Raw genomic sequence first — 15977 nt, forward strand, 5'->3', positions numbered from 1 at the left:
ACGACAGCGTGAGTACAGTCGCTCCAACCAGACCGGAGTCGTTCCGTGGACCATTTCGCACGGACGACGCGGCACTCGCCGTTTATTCCGAAGGTGCGGGAATTGCGCGCATGATACCGCGCGCGGTCGCTGTGCCGGCTGATATCGCCGATGTGCAGACCATCGTGCGATGGGCGCACGCGACAGGTACGCCGCTCATCCCGCGCGGATCCGGCAGCGGAATGGCTGGCGGCGCCATCGGCGATGGTGTGATAGTCGATCTCAGCCGCATGCGCGGTATGTCGGCGGTCGATGTCGCGAACCGAACCATCTCGGTGGGCCCTGGAATAACTTGGCAGGAAGTCGAAACGGCCGCGCGTAGTGCCGGCGTTCGCTTTCCACCCGATCCGTCCAGTGGCGCATTCTGCACCGTCGGAGGGATGGTATCCACCAACGCATCCGGTGCGCATTCGCTCAAGTACGGTCCGACGCGTCGGTGGGTGATAGCACTCGACTGTGTGTTCGATGACGGAACGCGTGCGACCGTGCGCCGCGGCGCGCCTATCCCCGACAATGTTGCCGCGCTGCAGCGCTTCTGGAGCATGGCGGGCGCTCTCACTACCGCGGATGCAGTCACGCCGTCGATACATGCAGGAGTGCGCAAGGATTCATCGGGATATGGCATTCACGCATTCGCGGAATCCGACGAACCGATCGACATGATAATCGGGAGTGAAGGAACACTCGCGATCGTAGTTGGCATCGAGCTTCGCCTCGCGCCGGCGCCGCGCGCAACGAGCTCGCTGCTCGGCAGTTTTCCCACACTGGAGTCGGCCGTTTCTGCCGCCACTCAGGCGCGCGATGCCGGGGCCGCAGCGTGCGAGCTTCTGGATCGCACATTTCTCGATGTCGCCGCAAGTGCAGCACCACTGCCACAGGTCCCGTCGGCGTCCGAAGCAGTGCTCCTTGCCGAAGTGGAAGCTGACAGCGACGACGAAGCACGTCACGCAGCGGAATCACTCGCTGCCGCGTTCCGATCCGCTGGTGCAACGTCCGTCGAGCTTGCGCTTACCAGACAGGCCGAAGGCGAAATGTGGGAACTGCGCCACGCAGCGAGCCCGATTCTCACGCGGCTCGGCCCATCACTGACGTCGATGCAATTCGTGGAGGACGGCGCCGTTCCCCCAACGAAGCTGCCGGAGTACGTGCGCGGTGTACGCGCGATTCTCGCGAAGTATCACGTCACCGGCGTGATCTTCGGGCACGCGGGTGATTCGCACGTTCACGTCAATCCCCTCATCGACATCAATCGCACGGGATGGCGCGACATCATCGCCGGAATGCTGGACGAAGTGGTAACCCTGACTGCCAGGCTTGGCGGCACACTCGACGGAGAGCACGGCGACGGGAGACTGCGTACGCCGTTGCTGAGCAGGGTATGGAGCGCGGAGATTCTCCGCCGTTTCGAGGCCGTGAAACGCGCGTTCGACCCATCCGGAATATTGAATCCCGGAGTGAAGATCGCCGTCGCAGGGGAAAGTGCGATCACAAACATTAAATACGACCCCGAGCTTCCACAGCATCCACCTGCGGCGGCGGCCGCACTCGCACGCGTGAGCGATGAGCGTGCGTACGCTGCATTCCGCCTCGACTTGATCGACGGCGTCGCGTAACTTTGGCGAGCGCCTCCCCTCCCGCATACTCACCCTGACCGCTCAGCACACGTGTACTATACCGAGCCCAAGATCACCGTTCTCTCGCGCCCTCAATTCACCGAACCCGCCGGCCTGCCCGTCAACTGGATCGGCGACAGCACGGATGGGGAGCGGCTTGCCGAGTTCGCGGGACGCCTGTGCTACATGAGTCAGCGGAATCCCGCGTCGCGCAGCACGCGCGAGTATCTGGAGAACATCAAGAAGCAGGGCCACGGCAGCGTACTGGAGCACGCGAATTATTCGCTGCTCGTCGAAGGCGTAAGCCGGTCGCTCACGCACGAGCTGGTGCGACACAGAGCTGGAATGGCCTTCTCCCAACTTTCCCAACGCTATGTGGATGAGTCCGAAGCGAACTTCGTCGTACCGCCCGCAATAATCGGTGACGATGCGCTCCGCGACGCGTGGCAGACTCAGGTCGATGCAGCACAGAGCGCGTACGTAGCGCTGGTCGAGCAGCTCATGCAGCGTTATGCGTGGGTTGCGGACAAGGTGCACCGCCGCAAGATGGCACGCGAGGCCGCGCGCGGCGTGCTTCCCAATTCCACGGAAACCAAGATCGTCGTTACCGCCAACGCGCGGGCATGGCGCACACTGCTGGAGCTACGCTCGAGTGAAGGCGCCGAGCTCGAGATTCGCCGTTGGGCGGTGATGGTGATTCGAGTATTGCAGACCGAAGCACCTGGATTCTTCAGTGATTTCGAGATATACCAGGCAGATGATCGACGCGAGGCCGCACGCGTGACGTACCACAAGGTCTGACGGAAGCGTCAGACGCTCACTTCACACATCAGCGCAAGCAGGTTTCCGTCGGGATCTTTCAGAAAGGCCATCCAGATCTCGACATTTTCCAGACGCGCCACGACATGCGGCTTGTCCTCAAAAACGACGCCGCGCTCGGTTAGCGAACTGTACGCTTGAGCAATGTCCGCCACTACGTAATAGATCACCGAACTGCGGTGGTCATGCTCCGGCGACTCCGGCGTGGTGAGCATGAGTCGCATGCCACCGCAGTCGAAGAATGCGAGACCGGGTGGTGCGGCAAACAGGAACTTCAATCCCAGCACGTCACGATAGAAGCTGGTCGCCCGCTCGACGTCGTGAACGTTGATCGCGATCTGCCCGACGCGCTCGATCGCCCAGGTCTGCGTAGAAGCGTCCATGATGGAAAATCTATGCGAAACCGCCAGAAAACTCGCATCAGACGATTTACGGATTCCAGACATCAAATAGGGAGAAGTCCAGTCGGACCCTTACCTGACCCTCATCTGGCATGAAACATCTGATGTCACGCACGCCATCACGACACGTTCTCCATCTCCACAGCGCACGAACCGCGGCCACATTCGCCTGCCTGGTTGTTTCCCTGTTGCTCTCCCCACGGCTCGCCCGCGCCCAGACCGGCGCCGACGTGGTCCGTGGCCGCATCACCGACGACTCGGCGCGCGCCATCGCCGGCGCCAGCATCACGGTAACCCGCGGGCCCGACCGGCTCGTGCAGAAGTCGACCAGCGATAGCACTGGCGCCTTCAGTCTCCGGTTCGACCCGGGCACAGGTGACTACCTCGTCTACGTCACCGCACCCGGCTTCGCTTCTGCACGGCGCCGAGTGCAGCGGGAAGGCAGCGAGCGCGAGCTGGTCGCCAACTTCGTTCTCAGACCGGACCTCGCCAAGCTCGCCGCGGTAAACGTGACGGCATCCAAGCCGGTGCGAGCCCGCAATGACGTCAGCCCATTCGATCCCGAAACAGGCGCTTCAGAAAAATGGCAGGACGGAGTCAAGGGCGACATTCCACCCACTACTGCAGGCGATCTCAATGCTGTGGCCGGCACCATGTCGAACGTCACGATGACCGGTGCGGGTCCGTCCATACTCGGCTCAGGAGCAGAATCGAACCTCACGACCCTGAACGGCATGGGAATGTCCGCTGGGTCGATTCCGCGCGCAGCGAACACGAACGTCAGAGTAACGGGCGCGACTTTCGATCCTACTCGGGGAGGATTCTCCGGTGCCAACATCGACGTGCAGCTCAGTCCAGGGGATCGCTTTTATCAGAGGCGCCGCGGCTATCTGACACTGAGCCCATCCGCGTTGCAGCTCACCGATGCCGTTGGCCGCGCGGCGGGTGTGCAACACGGCACTGTGCGCGGCAGCCTCGGTGCCGATGGCGAGCTCATTCGCAACGCGCTCACCTACAACGTAGCCGTCGATCTCGCGCATAGCGTGAGCCAGCCTGCTACCCTTCTCGACGCGGGTGACGGCGTGCTGCTTCGCGCCGGAGTGTCGCCCGACTCCGTCGCGCGTCTGTTCGGAGTCGCGACACCGCTCGGCCTCGCGCTGTCCGGCCACGGTATTCCCGCATCACAGCAGCACGACGCATTCAGCTGGCTCGGCCGTCTCGACGACACTCGCGACACGCTCGCAACCCGCGCGCTGACAAGCTACGCGACCTACACGCGCGACGGAGGCATCGGCTTCGCCCCACTCAGCGCGCCGTCTGCTGCCGCTGAGCATACACAGGAAGCGCTCGGTGCGCAGCTCACGATCGGCAACTACGTCGGCAGGAATCGCATGGTGCTGACCGAGACACGAATGGGAGCGAACACGGTCAGGAATCACCTCACGCCATACGAAGACATACCGGGCGCCAACGTCCTTGTGCTCTCTCCAGCGATCGATGCATCGAACGGCATTGGTGTGGGAAACCTCGTGCTTGGCGGCGGTCAATCGCTCTTGAACGACACGCGCTGGACACTCGAGGGCTCCAATCAGACAACATGGAATACCAGCGGAAAGCGAAACCACTTCAAGGAACTTATCTGGGGACGCGTCGACGGACTGCGCCAGAGCTCCTTCTCGAATCAACTTGGCAGCTACACGTTCAACTCGCTCGCAGATCTCGCCGCTGGTAATGCAGCGAGCTTTTCGCGCACCCTCTCACATCCAGCCAGTTCTGGAACCGTATGGAACGCAGCAGCAGCGTTCGCTCACCAGTGGGCACCATCGCGCATGTTCAGCGTGTTGTACGGAGCACGAGTCGAGGCTGATGGCTTCGCCTCCGCTCCCGCGCAGGACGCAGCGCTCGATAACGCTCTTGGCGTGCGTACAAATGTTGCCCCGTCGCGCATTCATTTCAGTCCGCGCGCGGGATTCTCATATACGTACAGCCATGACAAGGCCAACGGAAATGGAATGAACAATTCCCCGATTGGCTCGTTCTACCGCAATACGACAGGCGTGATTCGCGGAGGAATCGGCGACTTCCGCGATCTGTTGCGTCCCGACATTCTCGCGAGCGCGTCCGCTGCAACAGGACTGCCGAATGGCACGTCACAGCTCTCGTGCGTCGGCAACGCTGTGCCGTCGCCCGACTGGTCGATGTTCCAGAGTGACCCCGGCACGATTCCCACGCGCTGTCTGGATGGCTCCGGGTTACTTGCAGATTATGCTCCCGCAGTTTCACTGATCAGTCCATCGTACGACGTACCGCACAGCTGGCGCGCATCGCTGGATTGGTCTTCCAACCTCGGTAGCTGGCTGCTCAAGGTTGGCGCACTTGGCTCGTACGACCTCTCACAGCCCGGCACCGTCGACGTCAACTTCGCCGGAACTCAGCGGTTCGCCTTGCCCACGGAAGGCAATCGACCGGTGTTCGTGTCCACCGCCGCGATCGACGCGCCAAGTGGTGCGGTGTCGCCAGCGGAGTCACGCAAGTCGGATCTGTTTGGACGTGTCGGAATGCGGACCAGCGATCTGCGCGGCTACGGCGGTCAGATGACGACTACTATTTCTCCCGACGTATTCAAGTTCCGGTCCCGCTCGGGCTTCTCGTTCTTCACATCGCTGTCCTACACTCTGCAGGAGTCGCGTCGCCAGTTCCGCGGGTTCGATGGTGCTGCGTTCGGCGATCCGCGTCTCACGGAATGGGCGCCGTCCAACAACGACGCGCGCAACATCTTCGTGTACACGCTGGGATTCTACGCGCAGAAAACGGGCGCCGTCACGCTCTTCACCCGTCTGCAGTCCGGACTCCCGTTCACGCCCATCGTGCAGGGCGACGTCAACGGTGACGGTCTGAGCGGCGACCGCGCATTCATCCCGAATCCGGCGCTGGGGGTGGATACGGCGCTGTCGAGCCAGCTGCGTGCGCTCATCGCCAACGGATCATCCAGCGCACGAAAGTGCATTCTCGACAACCTCGGACAGGTCGCTCCTCGCAACGGCTGCCGTGGGCCGTGGACTGCCATGCTCAACCTTCAGTGGAGTCCCCCGTTCCCACGTCGCTGGCTCGGGCGTGTCACACCGAATGTCTATTTCGAGAACGTACTTGGCGGCGTCGACCAGCTTATGCACGGCAGCAGCGGCCTCCGAGGATGGGGCGGTCAGCCAGTCGTCGATCCGGTGCTGCTCGTTCCGCATGGCTTCGATCCAGTGTCGAAGAGCTTCAAGTACGCGGTGAATCCGCGCTTTGCAGATACGCGTCCCGTCAGCACGTTGACGCGGAACCCGTTCAGGATTACGCTCGATTTCTCGCTCAACCTATCCGTCGACTACCCGCTTCAGGAGCTGCGCCGGGCGATCGAGCCCGTAAAAGGGCCACACGGTTACGCGAGACGAACGGCGGACTCACTTGCGGCATTCTATCTGTCACGCACCTCGAGCATCCACAAGTTGCTGCTGGAGAATAGCGATTCGCTCTTCCTCACCAAGCCGCAGATCGCGGCGCTTCAGCGCGACGATTCGGTGTACTCGACCCGAGTGCGCGCGATTTACATCCAGCTTGGGAACTTCCTCGCCCAGCACGAAGGTCGTGATCCGGGCAAGGCGGAGCTCGACAGCGTCAGGAATACGAGCAAGACGTACTGGAAGATCTTCTGGGAGCAGCCGGAGATAGCCGATTCGGCGGTTACACCAGCGCAACGTGAGCTGATGCCGATGTTCAAGAACATGCTGGCGGTCACGCCCAAGGATCGCGAGCACAGTCAGTGGAATTTTGGCTCCCCGGTGACTTTCACTGACAAGCCACGCCAGCCCCAGAAATCCAGCGGACAGATGAACATCCAGGTGGGACACTGAGGCACACGAAAAAGCGGGGCCGCGCTCGTCACGCGTCCCCGCCTGTCCTGCATCATCACCACTCGGACGATTCAGTTTTCGTAATCGCCTTCTCCGTTGTACACCAGCCCCTCGGCTTCACGAACGCGGTCCAGTAGCGCGCCGATTCCATCGGCGGGCGCCTTTTCCGGTGCCGATACTTCCTCGGCACTGCTGCGTTCGAACCACGCCAGATTCAGCGTGGGATCCGGGACCGGTGCGCTGCGCCCGTCGAACACGGGCAACGCTCCGAAATCCATCTTCCCCCCTGGGAGAATCGGGTGTGCACAGTCGTGCACACCGTCGGTACACCGGCGCATAATAACAAGTTTCGCGCCACTGACCAGGAACTTTAGCGCCAGCGTCGAGCTTGTGTAGATGCGCCTCGGAACAGTGACCCTGCTGGTACGATTTCGTCACATGTCGACGGCGGACGGTTGTCACTATTTGTGACAGGGCGGTGGGTTGGGCGCGGTCGCGAACGCGTACCGGTTCGCCATGCGACCTGGTCCTGCCTGGTCTACCGGATCGTCGCCGGATCCACGCCGCGCGAGGCAAATACTCTCGCGACCGTTTCGGCGATCTTGTTGTTCGGCGTACTCGCACCCGCGGTGATCCCCACCACCACATCCCCCGTCTCCGGGAGCCAGGCTGGCGTGGCGACGTCGTCGCGGCCCTGGCGGAGACGGTGGTGAATGACGCCGGCCTCCACGTCGATGCACGCCGCGTCCTCGATGTGATACGTCGGAACCTTGTCCGCGCACATGGCCGCGAGCGAGATCGTGTTGCTCGAGTTGTAGCCGCCCACGACGACCATGACGTCCGGCGGGTCGAGCAACATCTCCTGTACCGCGTCCTGCCGGTCCTGGGTCGCCGAGCAGATCGTGTCGAAGGTGCGGAAATTCGCGGCGGCATATTCCTCGCCGTGCCCGCGCGCCATGGCAGCCTGCGTCTCGGCGGCGATCGCAAGACTCTCGCTCGCGAGCATGGTGGTCTGATTGGCCACGCCGATCCGCTTGAGGTCGCGATCCGGATCGAATTCGGGCGACGCCGCGTGCGGCGAGAACTTGGCGCGGATCTCGTCGGCGGTGCGCTTCCCTTCCAGGAAATCGCAGACGATGCGCACCTCGTCCATGTCCCGCACGATCAGGTACTGACCGCCCGGATATTTCATCACCTGCGACGCCGTGGCGCGCGTCTCTTCGTGGTAGAACTTGCCATGAATGAGGGCGGTGTAGCCGTCACGCGCGTAGCTCTCCACGCGCTTCCAGACGTTGAGGACCGAGCCGCATGTCGTGTCGACCATCACGCAGCCGCGCTCGCGCAGAGTCGCGAAATCGGCCACTGTCACACCGAAAGCCGGAAGCAGAACCACATCATCCGGATTAACGATGCTGAAATCGAACGACGCTTCGTTGGTGTTGGCGTTGTGCTTGAGGAAGATCACGCCGGCTTCGCTCAGCCGACTGTTGATGTGCGGGTTGTGGATGATCTCGCCCGCAAGGTAGATCTTCTTGTCCGGGAACTTCTTGCGCGTCTGATAGGCGTACTCGACGGCGCGCTCGACGCCGTAACAGAAACCAAACTGACGCGCCAGCCGGACTGTCACGCCGCCGGAGCTGATCGAGAAGTCGCGCTCCTTGAGCAGATCGACCAGACGCCCGTCGTACGCGGTCGCCAGCTCCTCCTCCACGTCAGCCTTGAGGCCGAAGCCTTTGCGGAAGTATGTTGGAGGGGTCGTCGGGGCCGTCATGCATTGAAATTTAGTGACCGGTGATATTCGAACGGTCGTTCGACGACGCCAAACCACGCGCCGAATTGGTGGTGGTGGGTACGGCGCGGATATATCCGCGCCTGGCCCCGTTAGGTGCAATCGAATAATGACGCGCCGCTATCGCCGCCCCAGCACCGCCGCGTCGATCTCGATGCACCACGCGTGCAGCAGCATCAGATGCACCTCCTGAATGTGCGCCGTGACACTGCTCGGGACCGCAAGGACATGATCGGCACTGCATCCAACCAGTCCGCGCTCGCCGGTGAGCGCAATCGTTACCGCGCCTTTCTTTGCCGCCATGGCCAGCCCGCGAACGACGTTCTCGGACGAGCCGCTGGTGGTGATCCCGAGCGCGACGTCCCCGTCGCTCGCGAGTCCCTCGATCTGGCGCTCGTACAATGCGCCGTAACCGAAGTCATTGGCGATGCACGTGACCGATCCGACGTCGCCGCCAAGTGCAATAGCCGCGTAAGGGCGACGGGTCTCCTTGAACCGGCCAATGAGCTCGCCCGCCATGTGGCTCGCCTGAGTCGCGGAGCCGCCGTTTCCGAAGCAGAGAATCTTCTTTCCGCCCAGAACCGCTGCTACCAGCGCGTCACCTGCCGCGCCGGCCGCGTCCGCGAGGATCGTTGCGCTTGCCTGCACCGTGCGGATGTTTTCCGTGAAATGGGCGGCGATCAAGTTGCGGCTTTTTTCTGTCGTCACGTTTTCTCTCTTGTGTGATCTCATCCTGTGACCACGGTCGGTCGAGAAGCTCCTGAAGCTCGTCCAATGTATCGGCCTTCACGGCACCGCGCTGCCCACGCACGACGCTGAATCGGAGCGGACGGTCCAGTACCGGCAGCTCGGCCTCGGTGAGCGTGCGGGCTATCTTCTCCGGCAACCTCAATCGCGCGACGCCCGTGCGCGATCCGTCGGCATTCTCCTCGACGTCGTAATCGATCCACGCCTCGCGATCGCGCACGAGGACCATATCGGGCAACAGCGACAGTCGCGCGCGTTCTTCCGGCGACACGAACTCGTCTGGATCGACCGTCAGCCGAGCGTTGCGAAACTCCTCGACGGAATTCACATCTGCGAGCTGATTCTCGTACAGTGCGGTCAGCTCGTCGAATCCCAATCGCGGCGTTGCGCCGCCCGATCGCCGATACGCCTCACGCACTGCGTTGATAGCTGCGTGGTTGCGCTTGACCGACACCTGCCGAGCCTCCTCGCGCGCGGCAGCCTGCGCGAGAATGTGGCGCGCCTCGGCGGCCAGCTCGGGCGGAAACTCGCGCACGGGCTCGATCTCGCGATCGAGCTCGAAGCCGAAATATTCCACCCGGCTGAACAACACCAGCTGGTCGTGCTTGCGGTGCGCATCGTACATCAGCTGCGGCTTGCTGCGGGTGGCGTACTTCCGGATGAGGCTGTCCGGGATCTGCGTCCCTTCGATTCCGGCGCGTGGCTCGCCATTCTTGCCGGCGAAGTAACGCAGACTTCCCGCAATGGCACCCCAGCTCCCGCACACGCTCGTCTTGGAGACGCGCGCGTTGCCTCCGTCGCGCGTCTGCTCGTCGATCACGAGATCGAATGGCATCGTGCGCGCGAGCAGTTCCGCGAATTGCTTGTAGGTATGATCGCGCGCGAATGGCAGCTTGGCCGGCAGCGGCATTCCGAGACTGCGATACACGCTTGCCATGCCGAGCGCAGCGTCCTCGATCGACTTCACGAGCACGCCGCGTCGCTCGGCCCATTCCAGCACCGAATCGTCGAATTGATGCCGGGGAAGTCCGTACACCTCGCCCGTGAAGCCGCATTTGGACAACGCTTCGGCGTACACATTATACGCAGTGAGATGATCGCTTCCCGGCACGAGGAGTCCATCGAGATCGCGCTCCTCGCGCGTCATGCGATGCAAGGACTCGATGCCGCTGATGACCGCGACATACGGGATGAGGTCATCGTCGGCATTCACGAGCAGCTCCGCCCACGGACGATCCACAGGCAGCGCTTCGACCGACTTTCCGTAAGTCGTAAGCTTGCCGTTCTCTACTATGCCGCGATCGTCGAGCAGCGCCAGCGCCTTGCGATACGAGACGCGATCGAGAGGAACCGGAAGATCCAGTGCATCCGCGCGAACTCCGAGAGCTGCGCAGGTGAGTGCGACACGCTCCGAATCACCGGCGAGCTGAAATTCTGGCGCAGTCGGTTGCAGCGATTTGAAATCGATTGCGCGATCGCTCAGTATGAAAACGCGACCGCCATCCACGCGGCCGTGTACGCGCCCCGCCATCTGCAATATCTCGTTGCTGCCGAGGTGCAGCTTGCTGAGCACGTTCTTGCCACGCTCGATGATGTTGGTGAAGCGGGTGTCGTCGATCACGACGGTATCCAGCCCGCGCACGTTGAGTGCGCTCTGGCCCGCAGCCGTCATCGCGAGCACGTACGGTTTCTTCTCCGTTCCTTCGAGGAACGGCCGAATCACGCGAATCGGCTCACCGCCGTGGTAGAACGCAGTATTGATCCGTGGAAACGCCGCGTGCACCGATTCTGCCGCCTGCTCCACACCTGCGCGCGTGGGAAGAAACACTCCAACGCCCCGCCGTTCCTTGAACACCGCGCGCAGAAATTTCTCGTCCAGAAATTCGAGCGGATCCCTGTTGATGACCTTGACCGTCGCCGCCTTGGCAGGATCGAATGCGCTGCTCTCGATCACCGACGCCGAGCCTAGGTACTCGGCGTAGAAGGATGGATCGACCGTCGCGGAGAGCCAGATGTAGCGGCATCCAACGCGCTTGCCGAGGGCAAGGCACAGCTCGAGCTCGGCGGAGGTCTGGTGGATTTCATCGACGATCAGCGTGTCGGTCGCGCGAATGTCGTCGTCCTGAAACCAGCGCCGCGCGATGCCGGTAGTGACGATTATGACGTTCCACGTCGGCGTTTCCGGGGTCGCCTCGCGCTCGCGGTTAACGACGCCGACGCGGAGATCTTTCGTCTTGAGGATCGTCTCGGCGATCGGTCGGATCGCAAGTGTCTTCCCTGTACCCGTGCCGGCAACGATCCCGAACCCCGCGCCGCTTTCGGCCAGTCGCTGAATCTCCGTACCGTGCTCGCGGGCGAGGACTGTCTCAAGATGGAGCGCCAGCGCCAGCTCGATCGTCTCACAGGCCGCGCGCGTGGGTGCGATGACGATCACCCGCCCATTGGGCGGCTCGGCAGCCACGAATGCTTCGTGGTCCGGCGGCAGGTAGCGGTCATGGACCGCGCGCGGAGAGGTCACTACATGGAAGATATCACGATACTGCGACTCGGTTCACGATCCGTGCGGTCCCTCGGCCGCCGCGTACCCGACAGCCGGCATCGCGGCGAGATAATCGTCCAGTCCGGCCAGCGGATCGCCGTCCAGTACCGTGCCGTCGGGCGCTTCCAGTACGAAGCCGGCGTCGCGGATCATCTCCAGATCCGCCCTGGCTTCCTGACCCGCGGTAGTGAGATAGTCACCGATGAACAGGGAGTTCGCGGGGTACAACCCGAGCGGTTGCAGCGATTTCAGGTGCACTTCGCGGCCGCCAGCGATGCGGATCTTCTTGCTCGGCAACAGAAACCGGTAGAGACACAGCACTCTGAGACAGCGGCGCGGATTGAGCTCGTTGATGCCAGCAAGCGGCGTTCCGTCGATCGGAATCAGAAAATTGACCGGAACACTCGATACATCCATCTCGCGCAGCGACAGAGCCAGGTCGATTATGTCGTCGTCGCTCTCGCCCATCCCGATGATACCGCCCGAGCAGCTCGAGATTCCCGCCTCGTGCACATTCCGGATCGTCGTCTTGCGATCCTCGAACGTGTGAGTCGTGCAGATCTCGCCGTGATAGCTCTCGCTGGTGTTGAGATTGTGATTCACCGTATCGACGCCGGCGGCCTTGAGACGATGAGCCTGATCGTCGTTCAGCAGCCCGAGACACGCGCACACTCTCAAGTCGTGATTTGCCTTTATCTCACCCACTGCGTCGAGAATCTTGCCGAACACGCGCTCGCCCGGCGCCCTGCCGCTTATCACGAGACAGAAGGTTCCAGCCTTGAGAGTCGCAGCACGCTCTGCTGCATCGAGGATCTTCTCACGAGCGAGCAGCGGATACTTCTCGATGTCCGCGGTGGAAATCTTCGACTGCGAGCAGTAATGGCAGTCCTCAGGACAGAGTCCGCTCTGCGCATTCAGCAGAAAGTGCAGCCGTACCTTGTTGGACCAGTAATGCCGGCGCACGCGATACGCGGCCGCAAGTTGCGACAACAGCTCGTCGTCATGCGCTGCAAGCACTGCACGGGCTGATTCGTGCGATATGATTCGTCCGTCGAGCGCTTCGTCGGCGAGGGCGTTCCAATCATGGTGCATCATCGAGTCCAAGACTTGTAAGTGATATGTTCGATGCGTCATCCGGAGTTCGCGTGTAGGCGAATGGAATGACGCGAATGTTCGGCAACAATTCCCTGATCAATTCCAGGTTGGTACGCTCTGGCAGGCCATCTTGTTGATCCGTAATCGTGTTCAGCACGACCGCGCGAATTCGGATACCGAACTCCCTTGCGGCGCGCACGGTCAACAATGTGTGATTCACAGTGCCGAGCCTGTTTGGCGCGACTATCACGAGATCCAGACGCCAGCGCCTGAACAGCGTGGCGTAAGACTCCTCCTCGGTAATCGGTACGAGCAAACCACCCGCACCCTCGACGACAATGGCGTCGCTATCGGCGCATAGACGCTCGAACGCGTCGTCGATCACGCCAAGATCGACCGGAGTATTCGCGCGCCGCGCTGCAACCAGTGGCGCCAGCGGCTCGGCGAGTGAAACCGGGCCGACATATTCCATTGGATACGCCATTCCCGTCGCACGCCACAGCGACTCCGCGTCTTCGGTACAGCCGCTCTCAACCGGCTTCATCGCCGCGACTCGCGCGAAGCTGGCGCGCAATGCCGCCACTATCGAGCGAGCCACGATTGTCTTGCCGATCCCCGTGTCGGTTCCCGTCACGCCTATGCCGATCACAGCGATTCCAGAAACTGGCCGATCACGGAATAAACCGCGGCGAGATCCGCCGGAGTCGCGCAGAACGGTGGAAGCACGTACACCACATTCCCTAGCGGCCGCAGCAGGATGTCGTACTGGAGCGCGAATGCTGCGAGATCTCTGCCGATCGGACTCAGGTAGCCGCTGCCGACAGCCAGATCGAACGCGGCTACAGTACCGATCGTTCGCGGATTCCGAGCCAGCGGATGCGATGAGACGCTGGCGATTCCAGCGAGATGCGCATCGTGAATCGCCTGACGCCGCCGCGCGCACTGGTCATCCAGCAAAGCGAGCGACGCGCGGCCTACCGCACACGCGATCGGATTCGCCGTGTACGAGTGGCCGTGGAACAACGTGCGATGTCTGTCCTCGCTCAGGAACGCGTCGAATATCTCGTCCGTGGCGACCGTTGCGCCAAGCGGCAGCGTGCCGCCGGTGAGCCCCTTGCTCAGGCAGATGATGTCCGGTGCAATCCCGGCCCGCTCGCACGCGAACAGCGGCCCGGTCCGGCCGAACCCGGTAAGCACTTCGTCCGCGATGAAGAGGATACCGTTGTCACGCGCGCGCGTCCTCAGCGCGGCGAGCGTTGCTTCGTCATACATCAACATGCCGCCCGCACCCATCAGCAACGGCTCGACGATCAGCGCCGCGATGGCGCTCCCCTCTCGCTCCAGCAGCGCATCGAATGCCGCAACCGTATCACCCGTCGTGGGGTCCGGTAGCCGCCTGACGTCGAACAGGAGCGAGCTGAACGGATCCGTAAATGTTCCGCGCCCGCTCACGCTCATCGCGCCGAAGGTATCGCCGTGATACGCATTCTCGAGCGCGACGACGATCGAGCGCTTGCTACCGCGATTCGCGTGATACTGCAGCGCCATCTTCACAGCGACTTCCACTGCGGTCGATCCATCGTCCGAGAAGAACACGCGGTTCAATCCTTTCGGCAGGATCGCGACGAGATCGCGCGCGAACAACGCCGCCGGCTCGTGCGTGAACGAGGTGAAAATTATCTGATCCAGCATCGCGGCCTGTCGGGTAATCGCATCCACGATCGCCGGATGCGAGTGCCCGTGCAGCGTCACCCACCACGACGATATCGCGTCGAATATCCTGCGTCCGTCCGCCGTATGGATGAATGCGCCGGACGCGCTGGTTGCATGAATTGCCGGCAGCGCACCCAGGTGCTGCGTGTATGGGTGCCAGATATGGCGCGCGTCCGCGGCGACGACGTCTGACAACTGCGTCGTCAATTCAGCACCGCGGCAATCGCACCGACCAGCCCGTCGATGTGACTGGCGTTGTGTGCGGCGCTCACCGTGATGCGAAGACGCGACTGACCCATGGGAACCGTTGGTGGACGAACGGCTCCGACGAGATATCCAGCTTCGCGCAACGCATTGCCGACCGACGTCGTACGCTCGGACTCACCCAGCGCTATCGGCACGATGTAGCCGTCGTCTTCACCGGTTGAAGAATGCCCGATCTCACGCAGCCCGGCGCGCAGATAGCGAGCGTTGCTGCGCAGCATGGTCCGTCGCTCGGGCTCGGAGTTTACGATGCGCAGCGCTTGGAGTGTCGCAGCCGCGAGCGCCGGCGGCGACGCGGTGGTGAAGATGAATGAGCGTGCACGATTCATCAGGTATTCTATCAACACACTCGATCCACAAACGAAGGCACCGATCGTACCAACCGCCTTCCCCAGCGTCCCCATGATCACGTCGATCTCACCTTCCACACCACAATGCTCCGCCGATCCTCGTCCGTTGGCGCCGAGCACGCCCGTCGCATGTGCGTCATCGACGTAGGTCCACGCACTGAATTCCCGCGCGATCGAGACGAGTTCGGCGAGCGGAAAGATGTCGCCGTCCATGGAGAACACACCATCGACCACGATCAGCCTCCGGCGAAAGGTGCCGGCGTCGGCCTCGAGCATCGTACGCAAGGCCGCGAGATCCATGTGTGGAAAGACCCGCACTTCGGCTCTGGAGAGACGCGCTCCGTCTATGAGCGAGGCGTGGTTGAGCTGGTCGGCGTAGATGACGTCGCGACGTCCTGCAATTGCCTGGATGGTTCCGACGTTGGCAGCGTATCCGCTCGGGAAAAGCAGTGCCGCTTCAGTGCCCTTGAATCTCGCGATCTCGCGCTCGAGCTCGACGTGAGCGGCCTGGGTTCCGGAGATGAGGCGTGCCGCGGCGGCTCCAGTGCTGCCAGTCGTCAATGCCTGGACGGCAGCGCGCGCGATACGTGGATCTCCCGCCAGTCCGAGATAGTCGTTGGATGAGAAGTCGACGACGCGTCTGCCGTCCTGCAGCATCTCGACGCCCTCTCCACGCGTCACCGTGCGCATGACGCGCGTGAGTCCAGCGCGC

Annotated in this window: 12 protein-coding genes; 3 read left to right on the forward strand and 9 right to left on the reverse strand. The window is 62.4% G+C overall.

Translation table 11 applies throughout. The features are described 5' to 3' along the window. Window positions 1-8: 8 nt before the first annotated feature. Together V4529_14965 and thyX are read left to right on the forward strand one after the other, a co-directional pair. Window positions 9-1652, forward strand: coding sequence for an FAD-binding oxidoreductase (locus V4529_14965; protein MES2359634.1), 1644 nt, complete (start codon window positions 9-11; stop codon window positions 1650-1652). Window positions 1653-1703: 51 nt separating this feature from the next. Further along, window positions 1704-2453 (forward strand): FAD-dependent thymidylate synthase, encoded by a 750-nt coding sequence (thyX, locus tag V4529_14970; protein MES2359635.1) that lies wholly within the window; start codon window positions 1704-1706, stop codon window positions 2451-2453. Between the two features lie 8 nt (window positions 2454-2461). Here the strand turns inward: thyX and V4529_14975 are convergent, their stop codons facing one another. Next, a complete protein-coding gene (locus V4529_14975; protein MES2359636.1) occupies window positions 2462-2854 on the reverse strand; it encodes a VOC family protein in 393 nt (130 codons plus the stop codon). A gap of 206 nt (window positions 2855-3060) precedes the next feature. On the opposite strand from V4529_14975, the gene V4529_14980 reads away from it, so the two are divergent. Beyond that, a complete protein-coding gene (locus V4529_14980; protein ID MES2359637.1) occupies window positions 3061-6768 on the forward strand; it encodes a carboxypeptidase-like regulatory domain-containing protein in 3708 nt (1235 codons plus the stop codon). Window positions 6769-6839: 71 nt separating this feature from the next. Here V4529_14980 and V4529_14985 read toward each other — a convergent pair whose 3' ends face one another. From V4529_14985 to bioF, 8 genes are all read right to left on the reverse strand, one after another. Then, a complete protein-coding gene (locus V4529_14985; GenBank protein MES2359638.1) occupies window positions 6840-7025 on the reverse strand; it encodes a hypothetical protein in 186 nt (61 codons plus the stop codon). Between the two features lie 281 nt (window positions 7026-7306). Further along, entirely contained in the window at window positions 7307-8539 is a 1233-nt protein-coding gene (locus V4529_14990) for a 4-hydroxy-3-methylbut-2-enyl diphosphate reductase (protein ID MES2359639.1), read from the reverse strand. Window positions 8540-8677: 138 nt separating this feature from the next. Then, window positions 8678-9205 carry an SIS domain-containing protein gene (locus V4529_14995; GenBank protein ID MES2359640.1) on the reverse strand — a complete coding sequence of 176 codons (528 nt, stop codon included), beginning with the start codon at window positions 9203-9205 and terminating at the stop codon, window positions 8678-8680. After that, a complete protein-coding gene (locus tag V4529_15000; GenBank protein MES2359641.1) occupies window positions 9156-11822 on the reverse strand; it encodes a DEAD/DEAH box helicase in 2667 nt (888 codons plus the stop codon). Before V4529_15000 ends, V4529_14995 begins: the two co-directional genes overlap by 50 nt. A 33-nt stretch (window positions 11823-11855) precedes the next feature. Next, window positions 11856-12938 (reverse strand): biotin synthase BioB, encoded by a 1083-nt coding sequence (bioB, locus tag V4529_15005; GenBank protein ID MES2359642.1) that lies wholly within the window; start codon window positions 12936-12938, stop codon window positions 11856-11858. Then, window positions 12925-13587: a dethiobiotin synthase gene (gene bioD, locus V4529_15010; protein ID MES2359643.1), complete on the reverse strand. Its 663-nt coding sequence runs from the start codon at window positions 13585-13587 to the stop codon at window positions 12925-12927. The genes bioB and bioD overlap by 14 nt, the downstream gene beginning before the upstream one ends. After that, window positions 13584-14858, reverse strand: coding sequence for an adenosylmethionine--8-amino-7-oxononanoate transaminase (locus V4529_15015; protein ID MES2359644.1), 1275 nt, complete (start codon window positions 14856-14858; stop codon window positions 13584-13586). Before V4529_15015 ends, bioD begins: the two co-directional genes overlap by 4 nt. Next, window positions 14855-15955 carry an 8-amino-7-oxononanoate synthase gene (gene bioF / locus V4529_15020; protein ID MES2359645.1) on the reverse strand — a complete coding sequence of 367 codons (1101 nt, stop codon included), beginning with the start codon at window positions 15953-15955 and terminating at the stop codon, window positions 14855-14857. Before bioF ends, V4529_15015 begins: the two co-directional genes overlap by 4 nt. Window positions 15956-15977 lie beyond the last annotated feature (22 nt).

This window comes from Gemmatimonadota bacterium (assembly GCA_040388625.1).
Taxonomy (GTDB): Bacteria; Gemmatimonadota; Gemmatimonadetes; order Gemmatimonadales; family Gemmatimonadaceae; genus Fen-1247.

What these genes read in the sequence shown, in the direction of transcription:
- V4529_14975 (MES2359636.1), bottom strand. Translation starts at nt 2,854, where the DNA reads ATGGACGCTTCTACGCAGACCTGGGCGATCGAGCGCGTCGGGCAGATC.
- V4529_14990 (MES2359639.1), bottom strand. Translation starts at nt 8,539, where the DNA reads ATGACGGCCCCGACGACCCCTCCAACATACTTCCGCAAAGGCTTCGGC.
- bioB (MES2359642.1), bottom strand. Translation starts at nt 12,938, where the DNA reads ATGATGCACCATGATTGGAACGCCCTCGCCGACGAAGCGCTCGACGGA.
- bioF (MES2359645.1), bottom strand. Translation starts at nt 15,955, where the DNA reads ATGCGCACGGTGACGCGTGGAGAGGGCGTCGAGATGCTGCAGGACGGC.